Below are 25769 nucleotides of genomic sequence, written 5' to 3'. Positions count from 1 at the left end.
TCCGGCCGGCGGCTTTGTTTTGTAGCCACTTCCTACTGGCCAGGAACAGTCAATTAATTGCTTTTGTATAACTAATTGACAATTAAATACTTATAAAAATGACTTACAACGAAACGCTCACATACCTCTACGAGCAACTGCCGATGTTCCAGAAAGTAGGGGCGGCAGGCTTCAAAAAAGGGCTGGGCAATACCGAAGCGTTGGTCGCCGCGATGGGGCATCCGGAGCGGCGTTTTCGGGCCGTGCACGTAGCGGGTACCAATGGCAAAGGCAGCAGTTCCAACTTGTTGGCGGCAGTGCTGCAAGCCGCTGGTTATCGGGTCGGGCTGTACACGTCGCCGCATTTGCGGGAATTCACGGAGCGAATTCGGTTGAACGGGCAGGAACTGCCCGCCGACTACCTGGTTAACTGGGTAGCCAAATGGCGGCCGCTGTTTGACGAAATTGAGCCTTCCTTTTTCGAAATGTGTGTGGCTTTGGCATATTGCTACTTTGCTGACAGTCAGGTAGATATTGCTATCGTGGAAGTCGGCTTGGGTGGCCGATTGGATTCGACAAACATCATCACGCCGCTGGTTTCGCTGATCACCAACATCAGCTTCGACCATCAGGCACTGCTGGGCAATACGCTGCCCGAGATTGCTGCTGAAAAGGCCGGAATTATCAAGCCGGGCGTGCCTGCAATAGTTAGCCAGAGCCAGCCAGAGGTGCTTTCTGTGTTTGAGAAAGTTGCCCGGGAAGCAGCGGCTCCCCTCACGTTTGCGGACCAGCAGTACCAGGTTGAACTGGCCGTACCTACGCGCCCGGAGAGCACAAGCCAGCTTCTCAACATCAGCCGCAGTGGCACGGAGTATCTGGAAAAGCTGGAATTGTCGCTGATTGGGGAATACCAACTGCTGAACGTGACGGGCGTGTTGGCCGTGCTGGACGAGTTGCGTCAGCAAGGCTTTAGCATACCGGAAACGGCGGTGCGGGAAGGCTTCCGGCACACACGCAAGCTTACAGGTTTCCGCGGGCGCTGGACGGTGCTAGGGCAACGCCCCTTGGTAATTTGCGATACGGGTCACAACGAAGCGGGCCTGCGCCTGGTGATGGCCCAATTGAGCCGCATACCCAAGCAGCAACTGCACATCGTGCTGGGCGTGGTCAACGACAAAGACGTGACCAAAATGCTGACGCTGTTGCCCACCGAAGCCATGTATTACTTTTGTCAGGCCAACATCCCGCGGGCGTTGCCAGCCACGGAACTCGCCCAACGGGCGGCCGCCGTGGGGTTGCACGGCACAGCCTACGGACCCGTGATGGCAGCCGTAAGGGCCGCGCGAGCCGCGGCTACGGCCGAAGACGTCGTGTTCATTGGCGGCAGTACGTTTGTGGTGGCTGAAGTAGAAGAGTTGTATTCCGAGTAAAACCCAGCATGAGTCGAGTAAAATTGAAGCGCTTTGCGCATAACGCCGAGCGCGCGGACATTGTCGAGCCCGGAAAAGACACTTACGAAAACCTGCGCGGACGCTGGCAGGAAGACTTTTTTCACACCTCAAACCCGATTACGCTCGAAATGGGTTGCGGCAAAGGCGAGTACACCGTGGGGCTGGCGGCGCGTTACCCGGAGCGTAGCTTTTTGGGGTTGGACATCAAAGGCGACCGCATCTGGAAGGGCAGCAACCGGGCGGAAGCACTAGGGCTGCAAAACGTAGGCTTCCTGCGCACGCGCGGCCAGGCTTTGCTCGATCATTTTGGGGCCGGCGAGCTAAGCGAAATCTGGATTACGTTTCCCGATCCGCGCCCGCGCCTCGGCGACGCCAAGCGCCGCCTGACCTCGCCGCGCTTTCTTGACCTGTACCAACAGGTGCTGCGCCCCGGTGGGCTGGTGCATCTGAAAACCGACGACGAGCCCTTGTTCGACTACACACTAGAAGTGGTGAATAATCGGTTAGGAGCCAATGTGTTAGCGCACACCAAGGATCTTTACGCTACTCCTGAACTGCTGCCACACGCAGAAGACATTCAGACGCACTACGAGCGTAGGTTTCGCGGGGAAGGCATTCCGATTAAGTATGTGCAATTCACTCTGAGTTAGCAACTTATCTTTCGGTCATTTTTCAACCTCTAAGATGACTGCGTTAGCGCCCCTGCATACGATCCATCTGTTTCCGGTGCTCGATCAGCATTTGGGCGAGTTGCTGCGTTCACTGACTCCCGCCGATTGGGAGCGGCCCACGGTGGCGCCCAAATGGCGAGTGCGGGATGTGGCCCTGCACCTGCTCGACGTTAACCTACGCACGCTGTCGATGCTGCGCGATGGACACTACGGCAGTCCGGGGCCCAGCGGCGATTCCTACGCGGAGATTGTCGCCTACCTCAATCGCTTGAATGCCGAGTGGGTAACGGTAGGGCAACGGCTTAGCCCACAAGTGATTACCTGGTTGCTGGAACTGTCAGGACCAACCTGCCATACGTTCTTGAGCCAGCTAGACCCGCTAGCGCCCGCTACATTCGCAGTTGGCTGGGCCGGCGATACGGTATCGCCCAACTGGTTTCACATTGCCCGCGATTACACCGAAAAGTGGCATCACCAGCAGCAGATTCGGAAGGCGGTGGGGCAGGAAGCGCCGTTGCTGCAGGCCGAGCTATACCAACCTTTTCTGGCTACCAGCGTGCGGGCTTTGCCGCACCACTATCGCCACGTAGCCGCCGAGCTGGGCCAGGTGGTGCAGGTGACGATAACCGGAAGTGGGGGCGATACATGGTATCTTAACCAAGAAGCAACAGGCTGGAGTTTGACGCAAGAGTCTGCAGGAGAAGTAGTTACGGAAATAACTTTGGAAGGCGCTGTGGCCTGGCGACTTTTTACCAAGAGCCTGCCGCGCCCTCAAGCCCAGCGTCATATTCAAATTGCAGGTGAGCAACGGCTGGGCGAGCCAATATTCGAGTTGCTGGCCGTAATGGCTTAACCGCCGTGGTTAGGCTTATTCTTCTTCGAGCTGCTCAAACATGGCCTCCAACTCGGTGAAGTCGCGCAGACCGGGCTTAATCTCTTCGCCGCCTTCCAGGAGCAACCCGGCCGGCCGAACGCTATGGATCATGTTGCGAACAGGATTCTGGAGCAGGTTGCTGCCAATCCAGAGCGGGAACTTGCGGGCCAGATCGGTGAGGTAGGTGAGTTGTAGGCCGTCGAGTGGGCGTTCGGGCAAGCCCGTCATCAGAAAGCCAGCTACGTGCGGGCTGTACTGCCGAAATACTACTTCCACGTCTTCGCGCAGAAAATCCGGAATCCACTGCATATTCAGCAGCACGGGCCGCGAAAGCTCGGCAATGGCATCAACCGAGCGCAGGCGGCGCAGCAGCACGTATTTCAAGCCGCAAGTCTGGGCCAGGGCGTTGATGTCGGGGGCAGGGAGCGTATCAAATTCGCCCACCAGATCGACCCCGGCCACCCAGCCGCTGAGTTCCTGGGCGGCTTCAGGGGTGAGGTGGCCCGGCGTGGCGGGGTCGAGGTTGAAAGCAAGGCGATCGGCACCCATGCCGGCGCAGTAGCGGGCATCGGAAAGGTTGTTAATGCCGCGCACCAACACCGGAACAATCAAAGCCATACGGATATGGAGAAGGGTGGGGAAGTAAGGAAAAGGTAGTTTCGGGTCGCAATATCCGGCTAAAATTCCTTTTTTATCCAAAAGCACACGCAGTAACCGTCAAGAATGGAACTACCGCGGGCAACTTGTATCTTTGCAATTCGGCCGAAACTTTCACCTTCTGGGCGGACACAATATGAACAATTCAAAAGGACGCGTGCTGGTCGCCATGAGCGGCGGCATCGACAGCTCAGTAGCCGCCGTGCTGCTGCATGAACAAGGATACGAAGTAGTGGGCATGACCATGAAAACATGGGATTATGCTTCGGCCGGCGGATCGAAGAAGGAAACGGGCTGCTGCTCGCTCGACTCCATCAACGACGCCCGCGACATCGCCGTGCAGCTCGGCTTTCCGCACTACATCATCGACATTCGCGACGAGTTCGGCGATTTTGTCATCAATAATTTCACCGACGAATACTTGGCCGGCCGCACGCCCAATCCGTGCGTACTCTGCAACACCCACATCAAGTGGGATGCCTTGCTGCGCCGTGCCGATCAGCTTGGTTGTCAGTACATTGCGACGGGGCACTACGCCAACGTGCGCCACGAAAACGGCCGCTACGTGATCAGCAAAGGCCTCGACGAAAACAAAGACCAGTCATACGCGCTGTGGGGTGTGTCGCAAGAGAGCTTGGCGCGCACCATGTTTCCGCTGGGTTCGCTGCGCAAAACCGAGATCTACCAAATGGCCCGCGACCGCGGCTTCACGGAACTGGTAAACAAGCCGGAGAGCTACGAAATCTGCTTTATCCCCGACAACGACTACCGCGGCTTTCTGCGGCGTCGGGTGGAAGGGCTGGAGGCGCGCGTAGCCGGCGGCGAGTTTGTGCTCCGCGACGGCACCGTGATCGGCAAGCACGAAGGCTATCCGTTTTACACCATCGGGCAGCGCAAAGGTTTGGGCGTAGCGCTGGGATTTCCGGTGTACGTGACGGAAATCCGGCCGGAAACCAACCAAGTAGTACTCGGCAACTTTGAGGAACTGGCTAGTACCCAAACGGTTGTGGGTAAACTCAACTTGGGGAAATACGCTTCGCTGGAAGGCCGTGGTCTGGTGCGCAGCACCACCAAAATCCGCTATAACCACGACGGCGCAACGGCTTTCCTGGAACAAAAAGGTGACAAAATCTACGTGTATTTCGAAGAGCCGGTACACGCCATCACGCCCGGACAAGCGGCCGTATTCTACGACGGCAACGATGTATTGGGCGGCGGCTGGATAGAACGGCACACTATTGGTGAGGTCCCCGAACATTCGGCGTCCGTTAGTGCTACTGTATGAACCGTTGGGGTAAATTATTTACTAGTAAGTATTTGTATTTTGCGTCGGTAGGGTTGTTGGCCTTTGCTGTGGACGCCTGTAAAAACGAAAGTGAGGCCGGTCCGGACCTCGGCACCGATTATTATCCGGTGGCGGTAAAGGATTTTCACATCTACGACGTCGTGGACAGCACCTGGCAGGAAAACGTCGGGACGGCCCGTAAATACCAGCTGCGCGAGCGGGTGGAAGAGGCTTTTACAGATGCCGCCGGCCAACAGGCGTACCGCATTGTGCGCTCGAAACGGGCTAATGCCGCTGCTAACTGGCTCGACGACAGTACGATCGTGGTCAATCCCAGCCAGCAGACGCTGCTGCTTACTACCCAGAACCGCCGTACCGTGGAGCTGGTCTTTCCGGTACGCAGCAACCGCGCCTGGAACCTGAATGCTTACAACAGCCTCTCCGATACGATCACGGCCGAAACGCGGCGGTATGCCGAAGTCGGTGCGCCGTTCAAAATCAACTCGAATGGCAAAACGTATTCGTACCCGACCACGGTGACAACCACCGCCGACGACACGGAAAACAAGTTTTACCCCACCGTGTACCGGCGCGTGTTTGCCAAATCCGTGGGCTTGGTGTACCGGGTAGCGCGGCGCTACAACTACGGCTGCCCTCCCGGTGCGCCCGCCGGGTGCGCTAAGGTCGACGGCTACATCAAATCGGGTTATTCGCGCACCGAAGTGCTCGTAGAATCGGGTAGGATGTAACAGCAAAGTGAGTTTTGTGCAATTAAAGGCGTTAGTTATAAGGCAAGAGTGGGCTGATAGTCATATCAGCCCACTCTTGTTTTTGTGCTTACAAGTAATTGATAATCAACTGCTTGTGTTTGCATTATTTTGTGTATTTGTCGCTGCCTAAACATAAGGGAGTACTGCTACGGAAAAAGCGTTGGCGGAGCGGGGCAAAAAAGTCGTAAATCCGTATCTTCCCTGCTATAATCTGATTAGATGCGAGTTTTTCAGCTAGTGCTGGTGTATTTGCTAGGAAGCGGCTTGCTGGCCCAAGCGGCAGGGGCCTCGGCGCCGCCGGTCACGGCGATCCGCAAGCACTTACTTTATTTTCGCGATAAAGCCAATTCGCCTTATAAGCTCACGCAGCCCCAGGCTTTTCTGTCGGCGCGGGCGGTGCAGCGGCGCACCCGGCAGGGCATCGCCCTGAGCGTGCGCGATTTGCCCGTCAATCCCAGTTATGTAGCCCAGGTGAAAGCCGTGCCGGGCGCACAATTGTGGTATACGTCGCGGTGGTTTAATGCTGCCGTGGTAGCCTGCGATTCGGCTACTTTGGCCAAGCTCAACGCCTTGCCATGCGTGCAAAGCGCCCGCACACTCAACCGCGGCCTGCCCGGTACCCACAAGCGCGATCCCGAAGCGGCCTCCGATGTGCAGGCCCGTACCCTGAGCCGCTCCGACTACGGGCAGGCATTTACGCAGGCCCGAATGATCGGGGCCGTGGACATGCACAACGCCGGCTTTCGGGGCGAAGGCATGCAGATTGCCGTGTTTGATGGCGGCTTTCCCGGCGTCGACAAAATTCCGGCTTTCACGCCGTTGTTCGGAGAAAAGCGCTTGGCCAGTACCTTCAATTTTGTTGAGAAAAACAAGTCGGTCTTCATTCGCGACAGCCACGGTACCAATACGTTATCGACGTTGGCTGCCAATCAGCCGGGCTTTTTCATGGGTACGGCGCCCAAGGCCACGTATCACCTGTGCCTGACTGAGGACGTGAACTCGGAGCACCCGGTGGAAGAGGTCAACTGGCTCATTGCGGCTGAATACGCCGATTCGGTAGGCGTGGACGTGATCAGCTCCTCGCTGGGCTACAACAGCTTCGACTACCCGTCCATCGACTATACCTACAACGACATGAACGGCCGCACGGCCATTTCAACGCGGGCGGCGACTATTGCAGCGCGCGTAGGCATGCTGGTGGTGAGCAGCGCCGGCAACGAAGGCGGCAACTCCTGGCGCTATATCACGGCCCCCGCCGACGCCGACTCCATTCTGACGGTGGGGGCCGTGGATTCCCTGAGGATCCGCGCTTCGTTCAGCTCCATCGGCCCCACGGCCGACGGCCGCATCAAGCCCTCGCTCATGGCCCAGGGCCGCGCTTCCGCCATTCTGACCAGCAACGGCAGCGTCGTCCGCGGCAACGGTACGTCCTTTTCGTGCCCGATTCTGGCTGGAATGGCCACCGGGTTCTGGCAAGCCAACCCCACGCTGACGGCCCAGCAGGTCATCAGCTTCCTGGAGCGCTCGGCCAGCCGGGCGAAGGTGCCCAACGACGAATACGGGTTTGGGATTCCCAACTTCGTGCAGGCCAACGACTTAGTGGCCATCGACCGCGCCGAGTTCTCCAACGATGTGGTGCTGTATCCGAACCCCACCCACAACGAGGAGCTGTTTCTGCAATTGCCCAAGGAACTACAGGCCGTGCCGCTGTACGTGCGCATCATCGATACCCACGGCGCCCTGGTGGCGCAGCAAGACGTGCCCGCCGCCAACGCTGCGGCCGTGCGTTTGCAGCCCATAAGCCTGGCCAAGGGCGTGTATTTGTGCCTAGTCAAGGCAAGTGGGAAGCGACAACGCACCGTGCGATTTGTTAAACTGTAACTATTTGATCAATAGTTAGTTGTGAAGAATTGGGCTTTCGGTGGCGGAGTGATGCCATGCGCCCGGCAAACGGATGATCCCTTAGCACGGCAAGTATAGCTAGTTGCCCAAGGAACTCCTTCCGCATTCTCTTTCACCTGCTTACCTTCGCGGTATGACTTCTTCCCGCCGCATAGCGCCGCTGCTGGCGCCGTCCTTTCTGGCCGCTGATTTTGCCAATCTGCAATTCGAAACCGAACGTTTGGCCAACAGTGCCGCCGATTGGCTGCATTGCGACATCATGGACGGCCGGTTTGTGCCCAATATTTCGTTTGGTATCCCGGTGCTGCAAGCCATCAGCCGTTACGCCAAGCAGCCCCTGGACGTGCACCTGATGATCGAAGATCCGCAGAACTACCTGAGTGCTTTCCGCGATGCGGGAGCCACCAACATCACGGTGCATTACGAGGCCTGCACGCACCTGCACCGCGTGGTGCAGCAGATCAAGGCCTTGGGTTGCCGAGCCGGCGTGGCCCTGAACCCGCACACGCCGGTGTGGGTGCTGGAAGACATTGCCGCCGACCTGGATCAGGTGCTGGTCATGTCGGTCAACCCAGGATTTGGCGGCCAGTCGTTTATTCCGAACACGCTGCGTAAAGTGGCGGCGCTAAAGGAGCTGCTGGTCGACAATGGCTCGCCGGCCCTGATTGAAGTCGACGGCGGCGTAACTAGTGAAAACGCCACGGCCTTAGTCGAAGCGGGTGCCGATGTATTGGTAGCCGGCAGCTTCGTATTTCATTCCCCCGACCCGGTAGCCACCTTGGCGGAGATGCGCTCGTTGCTCTCGGCCACCATCGGGACGGAAGAGCAAGACTAATGCAAGAGCGCAACCAGATGAAACAGCGCTTGCTTTGTAAAGTGCTGATAATGTTTTGGTTACTTATTTTTAGCTATTCTACTGCTTTAGCTCAGCCGACTGCGAGCCGATTGCCCATATCGGGCACAGTTCGCGATGCCGACGGCCATCCGCTGGACCTGGTTGGCATTGGCGTGGAAGGACAGCCCGGTGGTACGACCACCGATGAACAAGGGCATTTTTCCTTGAACGTGGGGCGGCCAGCTGGCAACCGTACGCCTGTGCTTATCGCGCGGCGCTTGGGTTTTCATACCCTGCGTGTGCCGCTCAATCTTAGTGAGCCGCGCGAGCTTTCTCTCACGTTGCAACCTGATTCGCGGGCCATCGGCAACGTCACGGTGCGGGGGCGCACCGACAATACCGACACCCGCGAGCAGGTCAGCATTACGCCTCTCGACCCGCGAGCGGCCAAAGAATTGCCGTCGGCTTTCGGCGATTTCAACAAAATTCTGACGACGCTGCCGGGCGTAGTGGCCAACAACGAACTAACCAGCACCTACTCGGTACGCGGCGGCAACTACGACGAAAACCTCGTGTACGTCAACGGCATTGAGGTGTACCGGCCGTTTCTGGTGACGTCGGCGCAGCAGGAGGGACTGAGCTTTGTAAACCCCGATCTGGTGAGTAAAGTCGAGTTTTCGAGTGGCGGCTGGCAGCCGAAGTACGGCGACAAACTTTCGTCGGTACTGAGTCTGGATTACAAGACGCCCCAACGGTTTGAAGCTTCGGCCACCGGGAGTCTGGTGGGCGGCACGGCCCACGTGGGTGCAATTTCGGCCAACAAGCGCATCACCTACCTGGCCGGCGTGCGTTACAAAAACGCCCAGTATGTGCTCAACTCGCTGAAGCAAAACCAGGGCGGCTACAACCCCACGTTTTACGACGGCCAAGCTTACGTAAGCGCGGCCCTGGGCCCGCAGGACAACCCCGAGCGCACGACACTTGGCCTGCTTACCACGTTCGCCCACAACGCCTTCCGCTTCACGCCGGAGTCGGGGCAGAGTACGTTTAGCACCTCCGTCAATCAATTTTCTCGCCTGACCATCTTCTACGACGGCCACGAACGGATGCAGTACGACACGTACCAGGGCGGCCTAAATCTGCGGCACAACTTTACGCCCAAGCTGCAAGGCGAGTTGCTGGCCGGCGCCATGATTTCGCGCGAGCTGGAATACCGCGATGTCGAGGCCAATTACCTCTTGTCGGACATCAACCGCGACCCCAACTCGCCGGATTTCAACCTGCCCACGCGAGTGCGCGACCTGGGTTCGCGCTTCAATAACTCGCGCAATAACCTCACTGCCCGCATTGCCACCCTCGAAGCCCGCGGCCGCTGGACGCCCGGCACGCGCCATGTGGTGCGGTGGGGCGCCAAGGCCGGCCGCGAAAAAATAGAGGATACGCTCAACGAATACAGCTTTGCCGATTCGGCCGATTACGTACCCGACGCCCGCCGGACGCGGTTGCTTTCCAACCTCAACCTGAGCAGCTACCGCTACCAGGGCTATGCGCAACACACCATCGAGCTGGATTCGACGCAAACGTTGACCTATGGCGTACGCTTTCACTATTGGACTGTCAATCAACAACTTGTGATTAGTCCGCGCGTGCAGTATGCGTATACTTCGCCGCGCCATCCCAACGTGTCGTGGAAGGCGGCAACGGGGGTATACTACCAGCCGCCTTTTTACCGCGAGTTGCGCAGCCAGGTAGGCACGCGCCTCAGCGCCAGCGATCCGCTCGTTATCCAAGCACAGCTCAACCCGGAGCTGCGAGCCCAGCGGTCGTTGCACTTCATCGTGGGCAACGAGATTCGGTTCAAGCAATTTGGTCGCGATTTTCGCTTTACCGGTGAGGCTTATTACAAGTATCTGACTGATGTGGTGCCCTACGACATCGACAACGTGCGGCTGCGCTACTTCGCCAAAAACAACGCCCGCGCCTACGCGGCAGGTGTTGACGCGCGGGTAAGCGGCGAGTTTGTGAAAGGGGCCGAATCGTGGTTTAGCCTGGGCGTGCTCACCACCCGCGAAAACCTCGACGGCGATTCCATCAACACCTACAACGACGCCGGCCAAAAATCCGGCCGCGTGCCGAAAGGCTACATTCGCCGGCCTTCCGACCAACGCCTCAACTTGGGTATTTTCTTCCAAGATCACCTGCCCGATAATCCCTCGGTGCGGGGCTATGTGAACGTGGTGTTTGGTACCGGATTGCCGTTTAGCCCTCCCGACTTACCCGATCTGCGAGGCACCAGCAAGCTCAGCCGCTCGTACAAGCGCGTCGATCTGGGCTTCTCCAAGGTGATTTCCTTGCGTAACGCGACGGAAGCAACCCGCAAACCCGGCCAGCTAGAAAGCCTCTGGATAGGATTGGAACTGCTTAATGTGCTGGCAGCCAACAACGTAGCGGGCTACAACTACGTGCAGGATATCAACGGCGTTACGTATTCGGTGCCCAACTACCTCTCGCAAAGGCTTGTTAATCTGAGAGTTATAGCAAGGTTTTAGGCCGGTTGTCAAGGTGTTATTCTAGCTTGACAAGATTGAAATGGCGCATTGTTTAGCTCTATTGCTTTACATAACGATTACGTATCGGACAGTCGAAGCTTAGCGTGATTTTCGCGGGCGTACCCATAGTTGGGTAACGGAGTCACCGCGGATGAGGTAGTAGTTTTCTTTTCTTCCTGGGCGCGGCATGGAGAGGGCCTCGACCCCGCTGCTATCCCGCCTCAGCACCCGAATGGCCTGACGAAAGAAGGGATGTTGGGCAAAAACGGAATCTACGTTGGGTTGGGCCCGTAGTTCGCTACGAAAGCCAACCGCATTGAGGAACGTGTCCTCGTATTCGACATTGGCTCCGGCGCGGATTTCCTCGTCTATGGTAAAAGGAGTTCGTGGCCTGAAGGTGGCAGCCAAGCCTAAGCCCACTACGAGGCCTGCCAGCGCAGCACCAATACTCGTCCAAGCCCTTGTAGAAATGGCCATCTTAGCAGGAAGGCATTTTAGGGATAAACCAAGAGCTGCCTAGGTGTGTAAACATACTTCTATTCCCGGAATCCTTTCTTGACATAAAGTAAGTTATACAGCGTCCCTTCCTACGATTCTATTCTCTTCTCATGGATTCCTGCTCCGTGAAAAGAGATTATTTCCATAATAAGTGGGTTGCAAGGGCATTGCCTTGTCATTGTCAGGTTCGGGCAAGGCACAATGCCCTTCTTTGGTATCGGCTATATCGACGCGCTAAGCCTAGATGTTTAAACCTGCCTAATAGGCACTCGTTTGCCACTCTGATAGGGCTGAGCGCATCTTACAGCGCCATTATTGCTGTGCGCGCACGTAAAGGCGGGCCGCCGTTAGTTCGGGCCTGGGGGAGCTTCCCAAGGGGGCAACAGCGAGCAATTGTCTGAAATAGCTGCTTGCTTTGCCTTGCTCACCCGCCTTTTCGGCTGCTGACCCGGCACCATATAGGCTATTGAGCCGGTTGGGGTGCCTTTTTAAACTGGCTTCGTAGGCAACGAGCGCTTGTGTTGGCTGCTGTACCTGCATGAGCATATCTCCGAGTAGCTCGCGGGCCGGAAGCACCTCCCCGGGCGTAACCGGATGTTTTTCGGTGTGGTCCTCCAGGTTGGCAGCGAGCGTCATCAGCCGTACGGCATCGTTTTGCCGTCCTTCCTTCAGCCGGATCCACGCTTCGCCGGTGGTTATCTGAATTTGCACCTGTTGGGCTTTGTAAGTGTCTTTTTGTTGCGTTAGGCGGGCTTGCAGCCGTTTGAGTTCCTGCAATTCGGTGTTTGCGGCCTGTAGCTGATCGGTGTGAACATCACCCAAAAGTCGCGTAAAATGGACAATGGCATTCTGCCACGGAAACTCCTCCCAGTTGAAATTAGCCTGTGGGCTCGGCAGGGCAGCAGCTTCGCGCCATTGCTTGTTTTCCAATACATACCGGGAAGGAATAGCGGCAAAAGCGTAGGCCACTTTAAAGTTGGCGGGGTGAACCTCGCGAATGGTATTGAGGTAATCCCACTGCCGTTTGGCGAGCGCGTTGTCGCCTTTTTGCAAATAGGCATACATGAGGTAGTCCATGCCGTGCAACTCCTCGTCCCAATGTCCTTTGATGCCAGTCGCCTCCGCATAGCACTGCGCCGAAGCAACCGACTCCAGATTGGACTTGAGGCATTCATCCCACAGGCCCAGCCGCGTGAAGATGTGCGAAGGCATGTGCAGCGCATGGGCGGAGGAAGGGGCGACCGCCGCATATTTTCGGGCCGCAGGCAATGCTAGTTTGGCTAGCGCCGGACTGTCGTAGGCATGAATGAGGTAGTGAATGATGCCGGGGTGGTTGGGCGCCTTGGGGTAGAGCGCCGTCAGAATGGCGCCCGCTTTCTTCTGCTTGGTAAAAGTGGTGTCCGACGGGTCGGCGGCGGCGGTGAGCGCCAGCGCGTGCAAGATGGCGGCTTCTTGGTCGTCGGGGAAGCGGGCCGATAGCTGCTCCATGGCTTTTTCAAAAGCAAGACACCGGGCAGCATGGCTTTCCGTATTCCACCCCTGGTAAAAAGCACCGATTGCCTCCAGATACGCCGCTTCCTTCGGGGACTTACGGGGGAGGCTTTGGGCCAGCGCAATCGCTTTGGCCCCCTTTTGCAATTCGGCTTCGGAAGGGGGCGACCACAAGGGGTGAAAATTGCTCATGGCCACGCCCCAATACGCCATGGCGCAATCCGGGCGCGCATGTATGATCTGGGCGAACACTTTCTCCGCTTCCTCATACTCAAAGGAATGCAACAGCTTGAGGGCTAAGTTGAAGTCGGCTTGCGTTTCCGAGGGGCAGGATGTCGCGAAGTTGAGGGTGCCGAACTGCTGGTCTGCGGGGCCGCAGGTAATTTGCGGTCCTGCTTTCAGGTGTAGGCTAGAAATTGCTTCCTGAGAGGGGGTGGCCTTTTTCTCTTTGCAGGTCCAGCTCAGCAGGGCCAAGGAAATAAGAGCAAACCGGGAGATCAACCGTGCGTTTTCCATGACCAGAACCTGCGAAAGGATGGGTGTTGATCGAAATGTAGCTGCCTAATTTAGGATGTTATCAATAAATAATATAACATTATTTCGTCAATAAAGCAGCTCCCATACCGGGATGGCCGGCGTAGGCGGCAAAAAAGTAAGGTGGGCGGTCCTGCTAGGTTGAGAAAAGTAGACAGTGATTAGGGTAGCAAGACGTACGTGCTCCTCTACAGCATTCTTAGGAAACATTGCAGCCCAGATTGACTGATGTTCTTGGTGCTTGCAATCCTTTACTAAAGACAGAAGCGCAGCGCTTTGCCAGAATCGAGCAAAGCACTGCGCTTCTTGGGTCTCACTAGTAGCAGCACAGTAAGCATACGGTTTGAACCCTGTCTGGCGTATTGACTCAATAGCGGAACATGTGCTTTATAACATTTTGATTGTCAAATGGTTGTAAGGATGGAGATTTGGCAAGCGTAAAGCCTACCAGAACCGGTTGGTGCACACGACTTGCGCCTTTTTCTTAAGCCTTAAACCCAGCAGTACTTCGTGGCTGCCGCCGTGGTAGCCGGACAGCCCAGAGATGCCGGCATCGTAGGAATAGCCTAGCGTAAGCTGCTCGTAGCTGAAGCCCACCATCGCCACAACCGAGTCGAAGGCGCGCCACGACACGCCGGCCCACAGCAGGTCCTGGTACTTGAGCTTGGCGTTGAGGTCGACAGAGAGCGGGGCCGGGTTTACAGCCTTAACCAGCACCGACGGCACCAGCGACCAGTCTTTGCTGAGCGGCACCCGCACGCCGGCCGTAGCGAAGTAGTGCCGTTTCAGGGAGTTTTCGCCCGCATCCACTCCGTTGGGGCTCCCGTAAGAGAAGTCGAGCTTGTTGGCCAGCAATTGCGCACCCGACACGCCCACGTAGAAATCGGAGCTGTACACCCACAAGCCCACTGACCCATCCAGCACCCGCGAGGCAGAGCTGGCCGCCTGAGTAGTGGGGTCGAAGAAGTGCAGCATCTGCCCATCAACAGCAAACTGCTGCATGCCCGCCGACACGCCCAGCGCCGCTCGGAGGTTGGGCCTCAGAACCATGTTGTAGGCGTAAGAAACGTAAGCACCCTTGCGGCTCGTGGGCCCGGTGACGTCGTTGTACACCAGGGCCCCCAACGCGTGAAACGGCCGGCGCCGGTCGCGGAGGGTGCGCTTGCTGGTGGTGCGCCACTTGCCGAGCGAGGAGCTGATGCTGGCGTAGTAGGTTTTGGGCGCCCCTTCCAGGCCCGTCCACTGCGTCCGGTAGCTGAACTTAACGTCGATGTAATCCTCCACGCCGGTGGCGCCCGGGTTTAGGATGTAGTTGTTATTCATGTACTGGCTGTACTGCGCCTGCTGCTGGGCCAGAGCCGGAGCGGCAGCTAGGAGCAGTGGGAGCAGCAGTAGAATTAGAGATCTTTTCATAACAGCAATTGCCTTATTGTCAATTGATTATACAAGTCCGGTAAGCCGGCTTAATTAATACAGAATCGTAATCGAACCACTGTAGGACTTGCCCAGCGGGCCTTTCGTGACGACGACGTAGTAGTAAGTGCCGACCGGAGCAGGCTGGCCGTTGATGTCGCCGCGCCACTCGTTGGCCCGGCTGTAATTGTTGACCGAGAAAATCCGGTTGCCCCACCGGTTATACACGCTCACGGTATTGTCGGGAAACTGCTCGATGAACTCAATTTGCCAGGTATCGTCGCGGCCGTCGCCGTTGGGCGTGAAGGCGTTGGGAATGCGGATGGGCGGGCGCACGGTCACGGTCACCTGGTCGGCGTCGGCGCAGCCGCCTTCCCCAGCCGAAAGCGTGTAAGTCGTGGTCACCGTGGGCGAGGCCAATGGCCGCAGGGGCTCGTTGCTCGGGAAAGTCAGCCCCGCCGCCGGCGTCCACGTTACGGAATAATTGCCATCGGCCCGCCCTTCCAGCCTCACGGAAGTGCCGGCCAGAATTTCCACATCGGGACCAGCATCTACATCAACCGGCGGTTGAATCCGTACGGGGATGCCATTGGAAACAGCCGTAACGGGCTGTCCGCAGGCGTTGGTCGTGCGCAGGCGCAGCGTCACGGTCTGTCCCGCGCGCAGCGTCGTGCTGGTGAAGACCGGGCCCGTCGCTCCGGCCACGTCATTGCCATTGACCTGCCATTGGTATTCAGGGGCCGGTCCGGCCTCGGTCACGCTGGCGATGTTAAACGTAAGCGGCGCGCCCAAGCAAACGGGGCCGCCCGGCTGCACGGCAATGGCGAGCGTAGGCAGCGGTGTCGGCGTGCGCGTGACGGTGACCGTTGCTACGGCCGGGCCTGTGCTGCACAGCCCCGCTGTAGGCGTCACTTCAACGCGTACCTGGTCGCCGGAAACCAACGTGCTGCTCGTAAATGTAGGCCCACTGGCCACGGCCACGTTGTTGACGAACCAGCGGAAAGTAGGCGCGGCGCCCGCGTTTGTAGCCACTGCCGTGAAGGTCAGGGGCGTACCAGGGCATTGCACGGGCGGGGGCGCCAGAGTCACGCCAGGCGTTACGAGGGGCTGCACCTGCACCGCCACAACGTTCGAAACTCCCGTGGAGCAGGTACCCGTACCCGAAGTCACCCGGCGCCGGAAGTAGGTCGTGGCTGTAAGGGAGCCGGGTGCGTAAGTGGAGGCAGTGGCGCCGCCGATGGGCGCCCAGTTTACATTGTCGGCTGATGATTCCCATTGGTAAGCATAGGTGCCCGTGCCGCCGCTGGCATCGCCGCTGTTGGTGAGCGGCGCCGGCGCAGCGCCCGCACAGATGACCTGGTCGACGGCGATGCTGCCAGCAACTAGTGTCGGTAACACCGTCACCGTCACTGTGTTAGAAGGCGCAGTGGTGCAACCTCCCGAAGTTACCTGCCGGCGGAAATACGTGGTAGCCGTCAGCGGACCGGGTGTGAATGTTGGGCCGGTGGCCCCGCTAATAGCTGCCCAGGTTGTATTATCTGCGGATGATTGCCACTGGTAGCTGTAGCTACCCGTGCCGCCTCCGGCGCCCGCAGTGCTGGTAAGGGGAGCAGGTGTGCCGCCAGGGCACACAGATTGGTCCGCAGCGATGGTGCCGGTCGTCAATGCAGGCAACACGGTCACAGTCACCACATTAGAAGACGCGGTGGTGCAGGCTCCTGAGGTCACCAAGCGGCGGAAGTAAGTAGTGGCCGCGAGCGGACCGGGCGCGAAGGTGTCGCCGGTAGCGCCGCCAATGGGCGTCCAGTTCACATTATCAGCCGATGATTGCCACTGGTAAGCATACGTTCCTGTGCCGCCCGTGGCGCCCGCGGTGCTCGTGAGCGGGGCGGGATTAACTCCAGAGCACAGCGTCTGGTTGGCCGCAATGCTGCCGGCCGTCAGGGCCGGCGCTACAGTGATGGTGACAACATTGGACACGGCCGGAGCGCAGCCACCACCCGAACTCGCTTGGCGGCGGAAGAAGGTAGTAACCGTCAGCGGACCAGGGGCATACGTCGGGTTGGTGGCGCCGGGAATGGCGGTCCAGGTGGTGTTGTCGACTGAGGCCTCCCACTGATACGCATACGTACCCGTGCCGCCCGTCGCTGGGGCAACACTGGTAAAGGGGGAGGGTGTGGCGCCTGAGCAAATGTTCTGGTCGGCTGTGATGCTGCCGGCCGTTAGGGCAGGCAATACGGTCAGGGTTACCACATTGGAAGGCGCAGTAGTACAGCCTCCCGAAGTCACCTGTCGGCGTAAGTACGTGGTAGCCGTCAGCGGGCCAAGGGCAAGTGTCGGGCTGGTAGCGCCAGGTATTGCGGTCCAAGTATTGTTGTCGATTGAAGCTTCCCACTGATAAGCAAACGTACCCGTGCCACCACCGGCCGGAGCCGCGCTTGTGAGCGGGGCGGGGGTAGCGCCAGGGCACAACGTTTGGTCGGCCGCGATGCTGCCCGCCGTCAAGGACGGCAGAACCGTGATGGTGACAACGTTGGACGCGGCAGGCGAGCAGCCTCCTGAACTTGCCAGGCGGCGGAAATACGTGGTGGCCGTGAGTTGGCCGGGGGCATAAGTCGGATTCGTGGCCCCGTTTATGGCCGCCCAGGTCGCGTTGTCGGCCGATGATTGCCACTGGTAGGCAACCGCACCCGCGCCGCCGGTAGCGTCCGCTGTGCTGGTGAGCGGGGCCGGCGTAGCACCGGCGCAGACGGCTTGGTCCGCGGCAATACTGCCGACCGCCAAGGCGGGCAACACATTGATGGTCAATGTATTAGATATCGCAGCACAGGGGCCCGAAATTGCCAGGCGGCGAAAGTAGGTAGTGGCCGCGAGCGGGCCAGGTGTGTAGGTGTCGGCGGTGGCGTTCGGGATGGAAGCCCAAGTGGCGTCGTCCGAAGACGACTGCCACTGGTAGGCAACCGTGCCCGTACCGCCCGTGGCGGGGGCCGTGCTGGTGAGCGGGGCAGCCGGACTGCCGGCGCACAGCGTCTGGTTGGCCGTGATGCTGCCCGCCGTCAAGGCCGGCAGAACCGTGATGGCTACCGAAGCGGTAAAGCGTGGTTCGCAGTAAGGACCTGATTGGTTAGGCAGCAGCAACTGCGCGCGCCGACGGAAATAGGTCGTGCCGGCTGGTAGTGAACTTGATGGTTGGTAAGTAGCGCCAGTGGCTCCTCCTATAGCCGTGAAAGTGGCATTATCCGTTGACGATTCCCACTGATAAACGAGTGGCAAACCGGCGTCACTTGAGCCATTGGCGGTGCTGGTGAGAGCGGCCGGCGCGGTTCCGGCGCACAGCGTCTGAGGGGCAGCAATGCTACCCGGCGCAGGCAAATCCGGCACCAGAATACCGCCCGAGCTTTCACGACAGAAGCACGCAGTCGTGATGCGTAATGTCACGGTGTAATTGCCGGGCGTAGCATACGTGTGAACGGGATTTTCAAGTGTTGAGGTAGCACCGTCACCAAAGGTCCAGGCGTAGGTTTTTCCGTCAAACTCAATGGGCGGGGCCCTGAAAGTGATTTGCCTGCAACCCGTTATCTCCGCGCTAGGGCCCACGCGCAGCAGCGAGCTTTGATTGAAGTTGACCAGGCCTAAGCCACTCAGGCGGCCGCCCAGTTGCAGGCTGTCGTCAGCATAGCGCGCTTTGGCCCCCAGCGAGTCGGGGTAGGCAATGAAGCCCAGCGCCGGCTGGTTGTCGCGGGCCACGTAAATCTTGCCATCGGGCGCGGCTTGCATCGAGCCCAGGTTGACTGTGGTTTTCTGCTTGAGCGGAATTTCCACCCTAGTGACTGGCCCGTTGCCGCTAATGTCGAATTGCAGCAGCTTGGGTGGATTTAACACCGTGGCGTAGAGGTAGTTACCGCCCGAAAACTCGACTCCGTAGTATTTGCCCTCGCCCTTGTCAACAATATACGGAACCTGCGGGTTGACGCTAACCTGACCCGTGCCGGTATCGAACCCAAACAGCTCGACGGTGCTGGTGCTGTCGTTTAGGGTCTCGCTGTAGCGGGCTAGGGCCAAGCGTTGGCCATCGGGCGTTATCTTCATCTGCCCCTTGTAGCCTACGGGCGACTTGCTCGGCGCGTGCAGGCTGCCCACCGTCGAGACGACGGGTACGTCGATGAGGACCGGACCTACATAGCCGGCTGCTTGCCGCACGCGGTAGGCCAGAAAGGCATCGCCCCGGTTGTCATTGCCGGCCTTGGCATCACCCCAGCCGTGCGTGATAACCCAGATATCGCAGCCGTTTTTATGGAATACACCCGTTAGTTTCTCCGCCGTGCCGCGGGCCAGGGGGGTGTTCTTGGTAGCGGCTATGACGGTACCCGGCCCACCACCCGCGGGAATGTCTATTTCCGAGTAACTAAGGCCTACGGTACTGTTCAGGGTGAAGAGCAGGTAGCGCGTCGGTTGGCCCGGCACAGGTATGCCCGGCATCTTGATGGGAAGCGGGCCATCGGTATTGAAGCGGCTGCCCGCCAGCCCCGTACCGTTGGTCATCACGGTGCCGTCGGCGTTCCAGACGGTTTCGCCGTTGCTGTAGAAGAGAATCTTACCGTTGCGATCCGACATCACGCCGGCGCCGGCGGGGGCATCCATCGCGCTGTTGTCCAGCACCGTGGGCGGAATGGAATCGGTGGCTTGGTTGAAGTCGAGGCCCGCCTTGAAGCCGAAGTACCAGGTGTTGGCGAACTTCTCGTCCGCCGCGCATTCTGGCGGGGGCGGAGGGGCCGTTTGCGCGCGGGCCGTCGTGGCCGCGCCACTCAGCAGCACGAGCAACAGCATCAGCAGCCAACACGCAGCCGGCCGCACCCGCCTGGCCGGGTGTCGTCCGCTGACGCCAGCCGGCTGGGTAGGCTCAGGCATATATAGGCAGGTACTATTAGTAGAGGATAGGGCAGGATGCGATAGCTCTGCGGGCATAGTAGGGCAGGTAAGTGGGTGGACAAGTAAGCAGCTCTCAAAAAGAGAAACACCACTCACCGCCCTTGAGGAACGGAGCTTAATGGCCAGTTACCGCTAAAAAGGCGTCGCTAGCCAGTTCCACTAAAGTTACACACTACTGGCTAGGTTTATGCAAATCATTGTCCGAATAGTGATAAAGGTTTCCGCCAGTCGCTCCTTTCGGACCAGCTTGGTCTGTCAGCTCCTCAATACTGCCTGTTTTTACCACGAAGCAATGCCTTGATGTCCCGTAACGGAGTCCTACCAGCTTCATTTTGGGAGCTTCACGATGAGCACTTCCCGGATGGTAGATAGATGTTGCCCACCCGTCAGCCAAGGACCAAGCAACAAAAAAGGGGGTGCCTGCGCAGGCACCCCCTTTTTTGTTGCTTGTATTAAGACCTAGTACGCTTTTGATTGCCATTCCGTAAGGGCAATGCGCATGTTAGGCTGTTGGGCTTTGAACGAGGCGTCGTCTTTGTCGCCGAGCTTGAGGGCTTTGCGGGCGTACACAACGGCCGTGCCGAAGTCCTGCTGGGCGGCCAGCAGACGGGCTTTGATCCAATTGTTGGCGTAAGTATCGTTTAGCTTGATCGACTCGTTGATGTAGCGCAGGGCCAATTCAGCCTGCAAGTTATTCTGTACCAAGTAGTCAGCGGCTTGCGCCAAAAGCTGCCAGTCGTCGGGTTTGGCGCTCAGCGTCTTTTCGATTCCGGCTAGCACTTGGTTGTGCACCTGGGTTTCGATGAGCAGCGTGAGGGTGCGTTTTTCCCAGGTAAGGTTGAGGTGCGCGCCGGTAGGCTGAACTTCCGAAAACCAGTAAAGCAGCGTTTCGTGAAACGGAGCCGGTTCGGGCATGGCCGCTACCCGCAGCTGGTCGTCTTTGGCATCGTAGCCTTCGTTGCCCCAATGCGTCGTAACGCGGTTGAGAATGATTTCCCAATCCTTATCGGCGTGCGGAATGACGTAGAACGAGTACCGGCCGGCGGGCACGGCTTTGCCATTGAGCGTGATGGGTTGGGAAAAGCTGATCACCGTGTTTTCGTTGGCGCCCGCCCGCCAAACTTGCTCATACGGCACGAGCTGGCCCCAAACCGGCCGGTTTTTCACGCCCGGCGCGTGGTAGTCAATACCCACTTCCGTCAGGCCGATGGTTTGGGTGAGGACAGCGTGCGGACTGACTTGCGGCAACGGAAGCTGCGGGGGCGTGGCAGTTGTTGTAGCCGCCGGAACCCCGGCCGCGGGCGTTTCCGAGCCTTGGGCCAGCGCACCATTGCCCGCTAGTAAGCACTGAAAACCAAGGAATAAGCCAACGAAATGATACGTACGCATGGATGCAAAGAGGTGATGAGCGGGCAACGTAGAACAGAAAAACAGGCTACAGCACACCGAAACAATGGTGCCAACCCTGAAAAACAGATGAAGAAAACAGCTTAGCTACTAACGCAGAAGCACATAGCCTGTTGTTCGCTTATAACTAAATCTTAGCAATTGCACGGGTCACCGCCTGCCAAGCGGTGACCCGTGATGCCGCAAAAATAGCAGAATTGCTATAAATTATCTATAGACAAGAATCTATTGAACATTGTATAGAAAGCACAGGGCGAAGGCAGCCTATCTGCTTCAGGATACAATGGGCAGCGTAAAATGAAAGTTGCTGCCGCTGCCGGGGGCGCTTTCCACCCAGAGTTTGCCGCCTTGTGCCGCGATAAACTCCCGCGAAATGCTCAGCCCCAGTCCAGAGCTGCCAGGGTGGTCGCTCACATTCGGGATGTGCGCAAACCGCTGGAAGATGCGTTCGTGGTGCTCGGCCGCAATGCCGGGCCCGCAATCCTGTACGCTCACCTGCACCATATCTTCCTGTAACGTAGCCCGAACCATAAGGCGCTCACCCAGAGGCGAATAGCGAATGGCGTTAGCCAACAGATTAATCAGCACCCACGTGGTCTTTTCTACGTCGGCGCGCACTGTGGGCAAGTCGGGGGCCAAGTGCGCTTCGAGGCTGAGCTGCTTGTCGTCGAGTTGGGCGCGCACGGTGTCAGTGGCGTAACGCACGACGTCGGCCAGGGGCACGGCCTGCTTGTTGAGCTTGATGCCGGCGCCCGCGTCGAGGCGGGCCACGTCGAGCAGCTCGCCGACCATGCGCAACAGGCGCTGGGTTTCCTGTCGGATGCCGCTGGCAATGCGTTGGCGCTCGGCCACGTCGGTGCGCTCGTCTTGTAAGAGCTTTAGGCTCAGATTAATACTGGCAAGCGGAGTTTTGAATTCGTGCGAGACCGTCGCCAGAAAGTTCGACTTTACCTGGTCCAGCTTTTTGAAGTCCGACACATTGCGCAGCGACAGAATATAGCCTGCAAACTCGGTCTTGTCGACGGCTTCGTTGAAGGAGACAATGTTGCTGACCGACACGCGGTAAAAGGTTTCTTCGCCCTTGCGCATGATCGTGATCAGGGGCAAGTTAGCCACGGCTTCCTGCGGGCGGGGCGCGTTGAGGGGCGTGAGCAGCTCGCGCAACAGGTCGCTTTCCTGGGCCACTTCTTCGGCCGGCCTCCCAACCAATGCCTCGACGGGCTTCTCAAACAGGGCACATGCGACGGGGTTGGCCAAGATAATGCGCCGGTTCTGGTCGACGAGCAGCAGGCCTTCGTCGAGGCTGTGCACGATGCTTTCCATGCGGTTGCGCTCCGTAATCAGCTCGGCGCGGGTGGCGCTGCGCAAATCCTGCATCTGGCCCAGCATGCGGTTGAAGGCCTGCGCCACGGTGCCTACCTCGTCGTGTTTTTCAATCGGGACGCCATTGCTAAGACCCTGATTGGTAGCGTGTTCGATGCCCGCACTCAGGCGGCGCAGGGGCCGCACCACCACCCGCGGCAGCCGTACCACCAACGATACCCCCAGCAAGGCGCTCAGGCCCATCAGCAGCAGGATAGCGCGGCGCGAATCCGCCGCTTTTTGGGAAAGGCGACGCATGCGGGTTTCGAACGCCGCCGCGTTGAGGTTGTCGAGGCGGTGCGCCTCTTTGCGCAGTGTTTGCAGCTTGGCAGTTTGCTCCGAAAGCGGCGCATTGTGATCCAGAAGGCGCTGAAATCCCGACAGGTTCTGGGCCAGGCTGTCGGCCAGGGCTTGCTCGCCGGGCTCGGTGATGTTGCGGGCTTCGCGGATCAGTGCCCGGCCAAACTGCGTCAGGCCGCCAGGCGCCGTGGCTGGGGTTTCCATCAGGTCCAGGGCTTGCAGCATTTGCTGGCCTTGCAGCATGGAGTAAAAGTTGGCTTGCTCCAGGGTGTGCGTAGCCCGTTCGAGGTTGCGGATGGCGAAGAAGGCATATGCCCCCAGGCCCAGCAGGAGGCCGAGCATCGTCAGAATGCTCAGCCTTATTTTGATTTTCAGGCTCATGAAAATGCCGTTTGCGGCCAATAGGGCGAATAGAAGGAGGGTGCAGCGCCTGCTCCGCTTACCGGCGCCAGGCAAGGATTAGAAATTTCAGCGTGTATAAGTTAAGTATTTGATATACAAATAGTTATATTAGTAAAGCGGTTGCAAATTGTTGCTCAACCAGCCAGATCGTACTCCTGTAGCTTGCGGTACAGCGTCGTTAGGCCGATGCCGAGCTGGCGGGCGGCTTCAGTTTTGTTGCCTTGCACGTCGTGGAGCACCTGCCGGATGTGGCGTGCTTCCACGGCCCGCAGGCTCACACTGTCGGGGTCGGCGTCGGGGCTGGCGGCGCGGGGCAATACGTGAAACTCGTCGGGCAGGAAGCCGGCCGCCAGCGGCTCGCCGCCGGGGGCCAGAATGGCGGCGCGCTCCAGTACATTTTTGAGTTCGCGCACGTTGCCGGGCCATTCGTATTGCTGGAGCAGACGCAGGCATTCGTCGTCGAGGCCGGGCAGACGCTTCTTGAGCTTGGCCGCAAAATATTGCAGAAAGTAGCTGGCCAGCACGGGCACGTCAGTTGCGCGCTCTTTAAGCGAGGGCACCGGAATGGTAAATACCGACAGGCGGTAATACAGATCGGGGCGAAACCGGCTTTCGGCGGCTTCCTGTCGCAGGTTGCGGTTAGTGGCCGCTACCAAGCGCACGTTTACGCCCATGGGTTTGGTGTCGCCGAGCTTGGTGAATTGCTGCAACTCCAACACCCTCAAGAACTTAGCCTGTACGTTTAGTTCCAGCTCCCCGATCTCATCCAGAAACAGTGTGCCCCCGTTGGCTTCTTCCAACAGGCCTTTTTTGTCGGCCATGGCCCCGGTGAAGGCGCCTTTGCGGTAGCCGAACAGCTCCGATTCGAGCAAATCGCGGGGGAAAGCACTGCAATTGACGGCCACAAACGGCTTGCTGCGGCGCTGGCTCGCCTCGTGAATGGCCTGGGCAAACAGTTCTTTGCCCGAGCCCGTGGGGCCTTCCAGCAGCACGGTGCTGTCGGTGGGAGCCACTTGCTCGCCCAGGCGCTGGGCCCGCCGCAACGCCGGCGAACTGCCAATCATCGATTCGAAGCTGTGCAGGCGGCCCACTTGGCGCTCTAGTTCGGCCACGCGGTGGCGAAGGCGGGCTTTTTCGGCCGCTCGCTCTACAATTACCAGGAGCTGATCGTCAGAGTCGCCTTTGGTCAGGTAATCGAAAGCGCCGTGCTTCATGGCCCGCACGCCGTCGGGGATGGTGCCGTAGGCCGTCATCAGAATTACTTCTGCATCCGGGGCTTTGGTCTTGAGCTTGGGCAACAGCTCCAGGCCGTTGGAGTCGGGCAGGCGCACATCGGAGAGCACCACGAGCACTTCCTGGGCGTGCTGCTCCAGGATTTCCAGCCCCCGCCGCCCGTCGATGGCTTGCAGCACCGTGTAGCCTTCCAGCTCCAAGACCCGCGCCAGCAGCTGCCGCAGCCGGGTTTCTTCGTCGATGATGAGCAGCGTACCGGTGGGCATGGTGTGGGGAATGTTAGATGTTGAAGGTTGAGTTGGAGAAGGGAGGGTTACCCCAGGAGTGCGTGGCGTTCCTTCCGCATTCAAAATTCAACATTTAAAATTTCTTAACTGTGGCGAATCTCGTCTTTGAGATGCTCCACGAAGTGGGCAAACTCCGGTTCGGCCTCTACGTTCGGGTGCCAGGCCAGGCCCATTTCGGCGAGGTTGTACTGATGATCTTGGTTGATGGTGGCGCCGGGCAGCGGGTTACCGGCCGCGTCGCGTTCGTAGCCCAGCAGCCAGAGGCGGTCGGCGAGGGCCGTGGTGGTCACGATGTCGTGGGACACGATGATGACCGTGTTGAGCTCGTCCATGGTGGTCACCTCCACAATAATCTTTTTTACTTCGTCGATCATGGCGATGTCGAGGCCCGAAAACGGCTCGTCGAGCAGAATCAGGTGGTCGGAGCAGAGGAGCTGTTGGGCGATGGCGGCGCGTTGGCGCTGGCCGCCGGAAAGGTGGGCCGGGTACTTTTTGCGGTGCGGCGCCAGGCAAAAGCGCTCCAGATACGTTTCGACCTGCTGGCGGGCCTCGTCGGGGTTGTACTTGCGCTCGGCGGCCACCAGCAGGTTGTCGAAGAGCGTGCGGTGGTTGAACAACGGGTAGCGCTGCTGCACGAAGCCCACCGCGCCCGGCTGCACAAGTATTTGATCGACACCTACTTGCACGGTGCCCTTCGTGGGCTGCACCAGGCCGGCCATGATGCGGCACAGCACCGATTTGCCAATGCCCGAGCGGCCGTAGAACCCCACGACCTGGCCCTGGTTCATGTTGGGCCGCACCACGTCGAGCACCTGGGCGTCGATGTCGCGCAGGATGAGCTCGCCGTTGAACTCCATCGACACGTTGTGCAGCGTCAGGACGGGTTCTTTATAAAAATAAGGAGTCATGGCTTTGGAAGGAACCTGAAAAGTGGAGACAA

The 25769-nt window shown here is 58.8% G+C and carries 17 protein-coding genes; 8 read left to right on the top strand and 9 right to left on the bottom strand.

Annotation, left to right across the window (positions count from 1 at the left end; translation table 11 throughout):
- Positions 1-98 precede the first annotated feature (98 nt).
- From FHG12_RS18755 to FHG12_RS18745, 3 genes are read left to right on the top strand one after another with little or no spacing between them, the layout of a single operon-like run.
- Complete coding sequence (locus FHG12_RS18755; RefSeq protein ID WP_139517248.1) at positions 99-1409, top strand: bifunctional folylpolyglutamate synthase/dihydrofolate synthase; 1311 nt, start codon at positions 99-101, stop codon at positions 1407-1409.
- 8 nt (positions 1410-1417) lie between these two features.
- Complete coding sequence (gene trmB / locus FHG12_RS18750; protein ID WP_139517247.1) at positions 1418-2080, top strand: tRNA (guanosine(46)-N7)-methyltransferase TrmB; 663 nt, start codon at positions 1418-1420, stop codon at positions 2078-2080.
- A 34-nt stretch (positions 2081-2114) separates the two neighbouring features.
- Complete coding sequence (locus FHG12_RS18745) at positions 2115-2954, top strand: maleylpyruvate isomerase N-terminal domain-containing protein (protein ID WP_139517246.1); 840 nt, start codon at positions 2115-2117, stop codon at positions 2952-2954.
- A gap of 15 nt (positions 2955-2969) precedes the next feature.
- On the opposite strand, the gene FHG12_RS18740 is transcribed toward FHG12_RS18745, so the two are convergent.
- Positions 2970-3593: a beta/alpha barrel domain-containing protein gene (locus FHG12_RS18740; RefSeq protein ID WP_139517245.1), complete on the bottom strand. Its 624-nt coding sequence runs from the start codon at positions 3591-3593 to the stop codon at positions 2970-2972.
- Between the two features lie 175 nt (positions 3594-3768).
- Between FHG12_RS18740 and mnmA the strand changes: the two genes are divergently transcribed.
- The 5 genes from mnmA (at position 3769) to FHG12_RS18715 (ending at position 10973) form a co-directional block, all read left to right on the top strand.
- Positions 3769-4917: a tRNA 2-thiouridine(34) synthase MnmA gene (gene mnmA / locus FHG12_RS18735; protein WP_139517244.1), complete on the top strand. Its 1149-nt coding sequence runs from the start codon at positions 3769-3771 to the stop codon at positions 4915-4917.
- Positions 4914-5666 (top strand): hypothetical protein, encoded by a 753-nt coding sequence (locus tag FHG12_RS18730; RefSeq protein ID WP_139517243.1) that lies wholly within the window; start codon positions 4914-4916, stop codon positions 5664-5666. The genes mnmA and FHG12_RS18730 overlap by 4 nt, the downstream gene beginning before the upstream one ends.
- A 240-nt stretch (positions 5667-5906) precedes the next feature.
- Positions 5907-7568: a S8 family serine peptidase gene (locus FHG12_RS18725; RefSeq protein ID WP_139517242.1), complete on the top strand. Its 1662-nt coding sequence runs from the start codon at positions 5907-5909 to the stop codon at positions 7566-7568.
- Between the two features lie 154 nt (positions 7569-7722).
- A complete protein-coding gene (gene rpe, locus FHG12_RS18720; RefSeq protein WP_139517241.1) occupies positions 7723-8424 on the top strand; it encodes a ribulose-phosphate 3-epimerase in 702 nt (233 codons plus the stop codon).
- 50 nt (positions 8425-8474) lie between these two features.
- Positions 8475-10973 (top strand): TonB-dependent receptor, encoded by a 2499-nt coding sequence (locus FHG12_RS18715; protein ID WP_230471190.1) that lies wholly within the window; start codon positions 8475-8477, stop codon positions 10971-10973.
- A 99-nt stretch (positions 10974-11072) separates the two neighbouring features.
- Here FHG12_RS18715 and FHG12_RS18710 read toward each other — a convergent pair whose 3' ends face one another.
- From FHG12_RS18710 to FHG12_RS18675, 8 genes are all read right to left on the bottom strand, one after another.
- Complete coding sequence (locus FHG12_RS18710) at positions 11073-11450, bottom strand: hypothetical protein (RefSeq protein ID WP_139517239.1); 378 nt, start codon at positions 11448-11450, stop codon at positions 11073-11075.
- A gap of 333 nt (positions 11451-11783) precedes the next feature.
- Entirely contained in the window at positions 11784-13478 is a 1695-nt protein-coding gene (locus FHG12_RS18705; RefSeq protein WP_139517238.1) for a tetratricopeptide repeat protein, read from the bottom strand.
- 462 nt (positions 13479-13940) lie between these two features.
- Entirely contained in the window at positions 13941-14909 is a 969-nt protein-coding gene (locus FHG12_RS18700) for a PorP/SprF family type IX secretion system membrane protein (protein WP_139517237.1), read from the bottom strand.
- 54 nt (positions 14910-14963) lie between these two features.
- Positions 14964-19817 (bottom strand): Ig-like domain-containing protein, encoded by a 4854-nt coding sequence (locus FHG12_RS18695; RefSeq protein ID WP_165699456.1) that lies wholly within the window; start codon positions 19815-19817, stop codon positions 14964-14966.
- Positions 19818-20297: 480 nt separating this feature from the next.
- On the bottom strand, positions 20298-21227 hold the full coding sequence (locus tag FHG12_RS18690; protein WP_139517235.1) for a DUF2911 domain-containing protein: 930 nt from the start codon (positions 21225-21227) through the stop codon (positions 20298-20300).
- A 291-nt stretch (positions 21228-21518) separates the two neighbouring features.
- Positions 21519-23288 (bottom strand): sensor histidine kinase, encoded by a 1770-nt coding sequence (locus FHG12_RS18685; RefSeq protein ID WP_139517234.1) that lies wholly within the window; start codon positions 23286-23288, stop codon positions 21519-21521.
- 155 nt (positions 23289-23443) lie between these two features.
- Positions 23444-24808: a sigma-54-dependent transcriptional regulator gene (locus FHG12_RS18680; protein ID WP_139517233.1), complete on the bottom strand. Its 1365-nt coding sequence runs from the start codon at positions 24806-24808 to the stop codon at positions 23444-23446.
- A gap of 104 nt (positions 24809-24912) precedes the next feature.
- Entirely contained in the window at positions 24913-25737 is an 825-nt protein-coding gene (locus tag FHG12_RS18675) for an ATP-binding cassette domain-containing protein (protein WP_139517232.1), read from the bottom strand.
- Positions 25738-25769 lie beyond the last annotated feature (32 nt).

The sequence above is a fragment of the Hymenobacter jejuensis genome (genome assembly GCF_006337165.1).
GTDB classification, from domain to species: domain Bacteria; phylum Bacteroidota; class Bacteroidia; order Cytophagales; family Hymenobacteraceae; genus Hymenobacter; species Hymenobacter jejuensis.
Note: the sequence above shows the minus strand (reverse complement) of the source record. Positions and strands in the feature narration are given on the sequence as shown.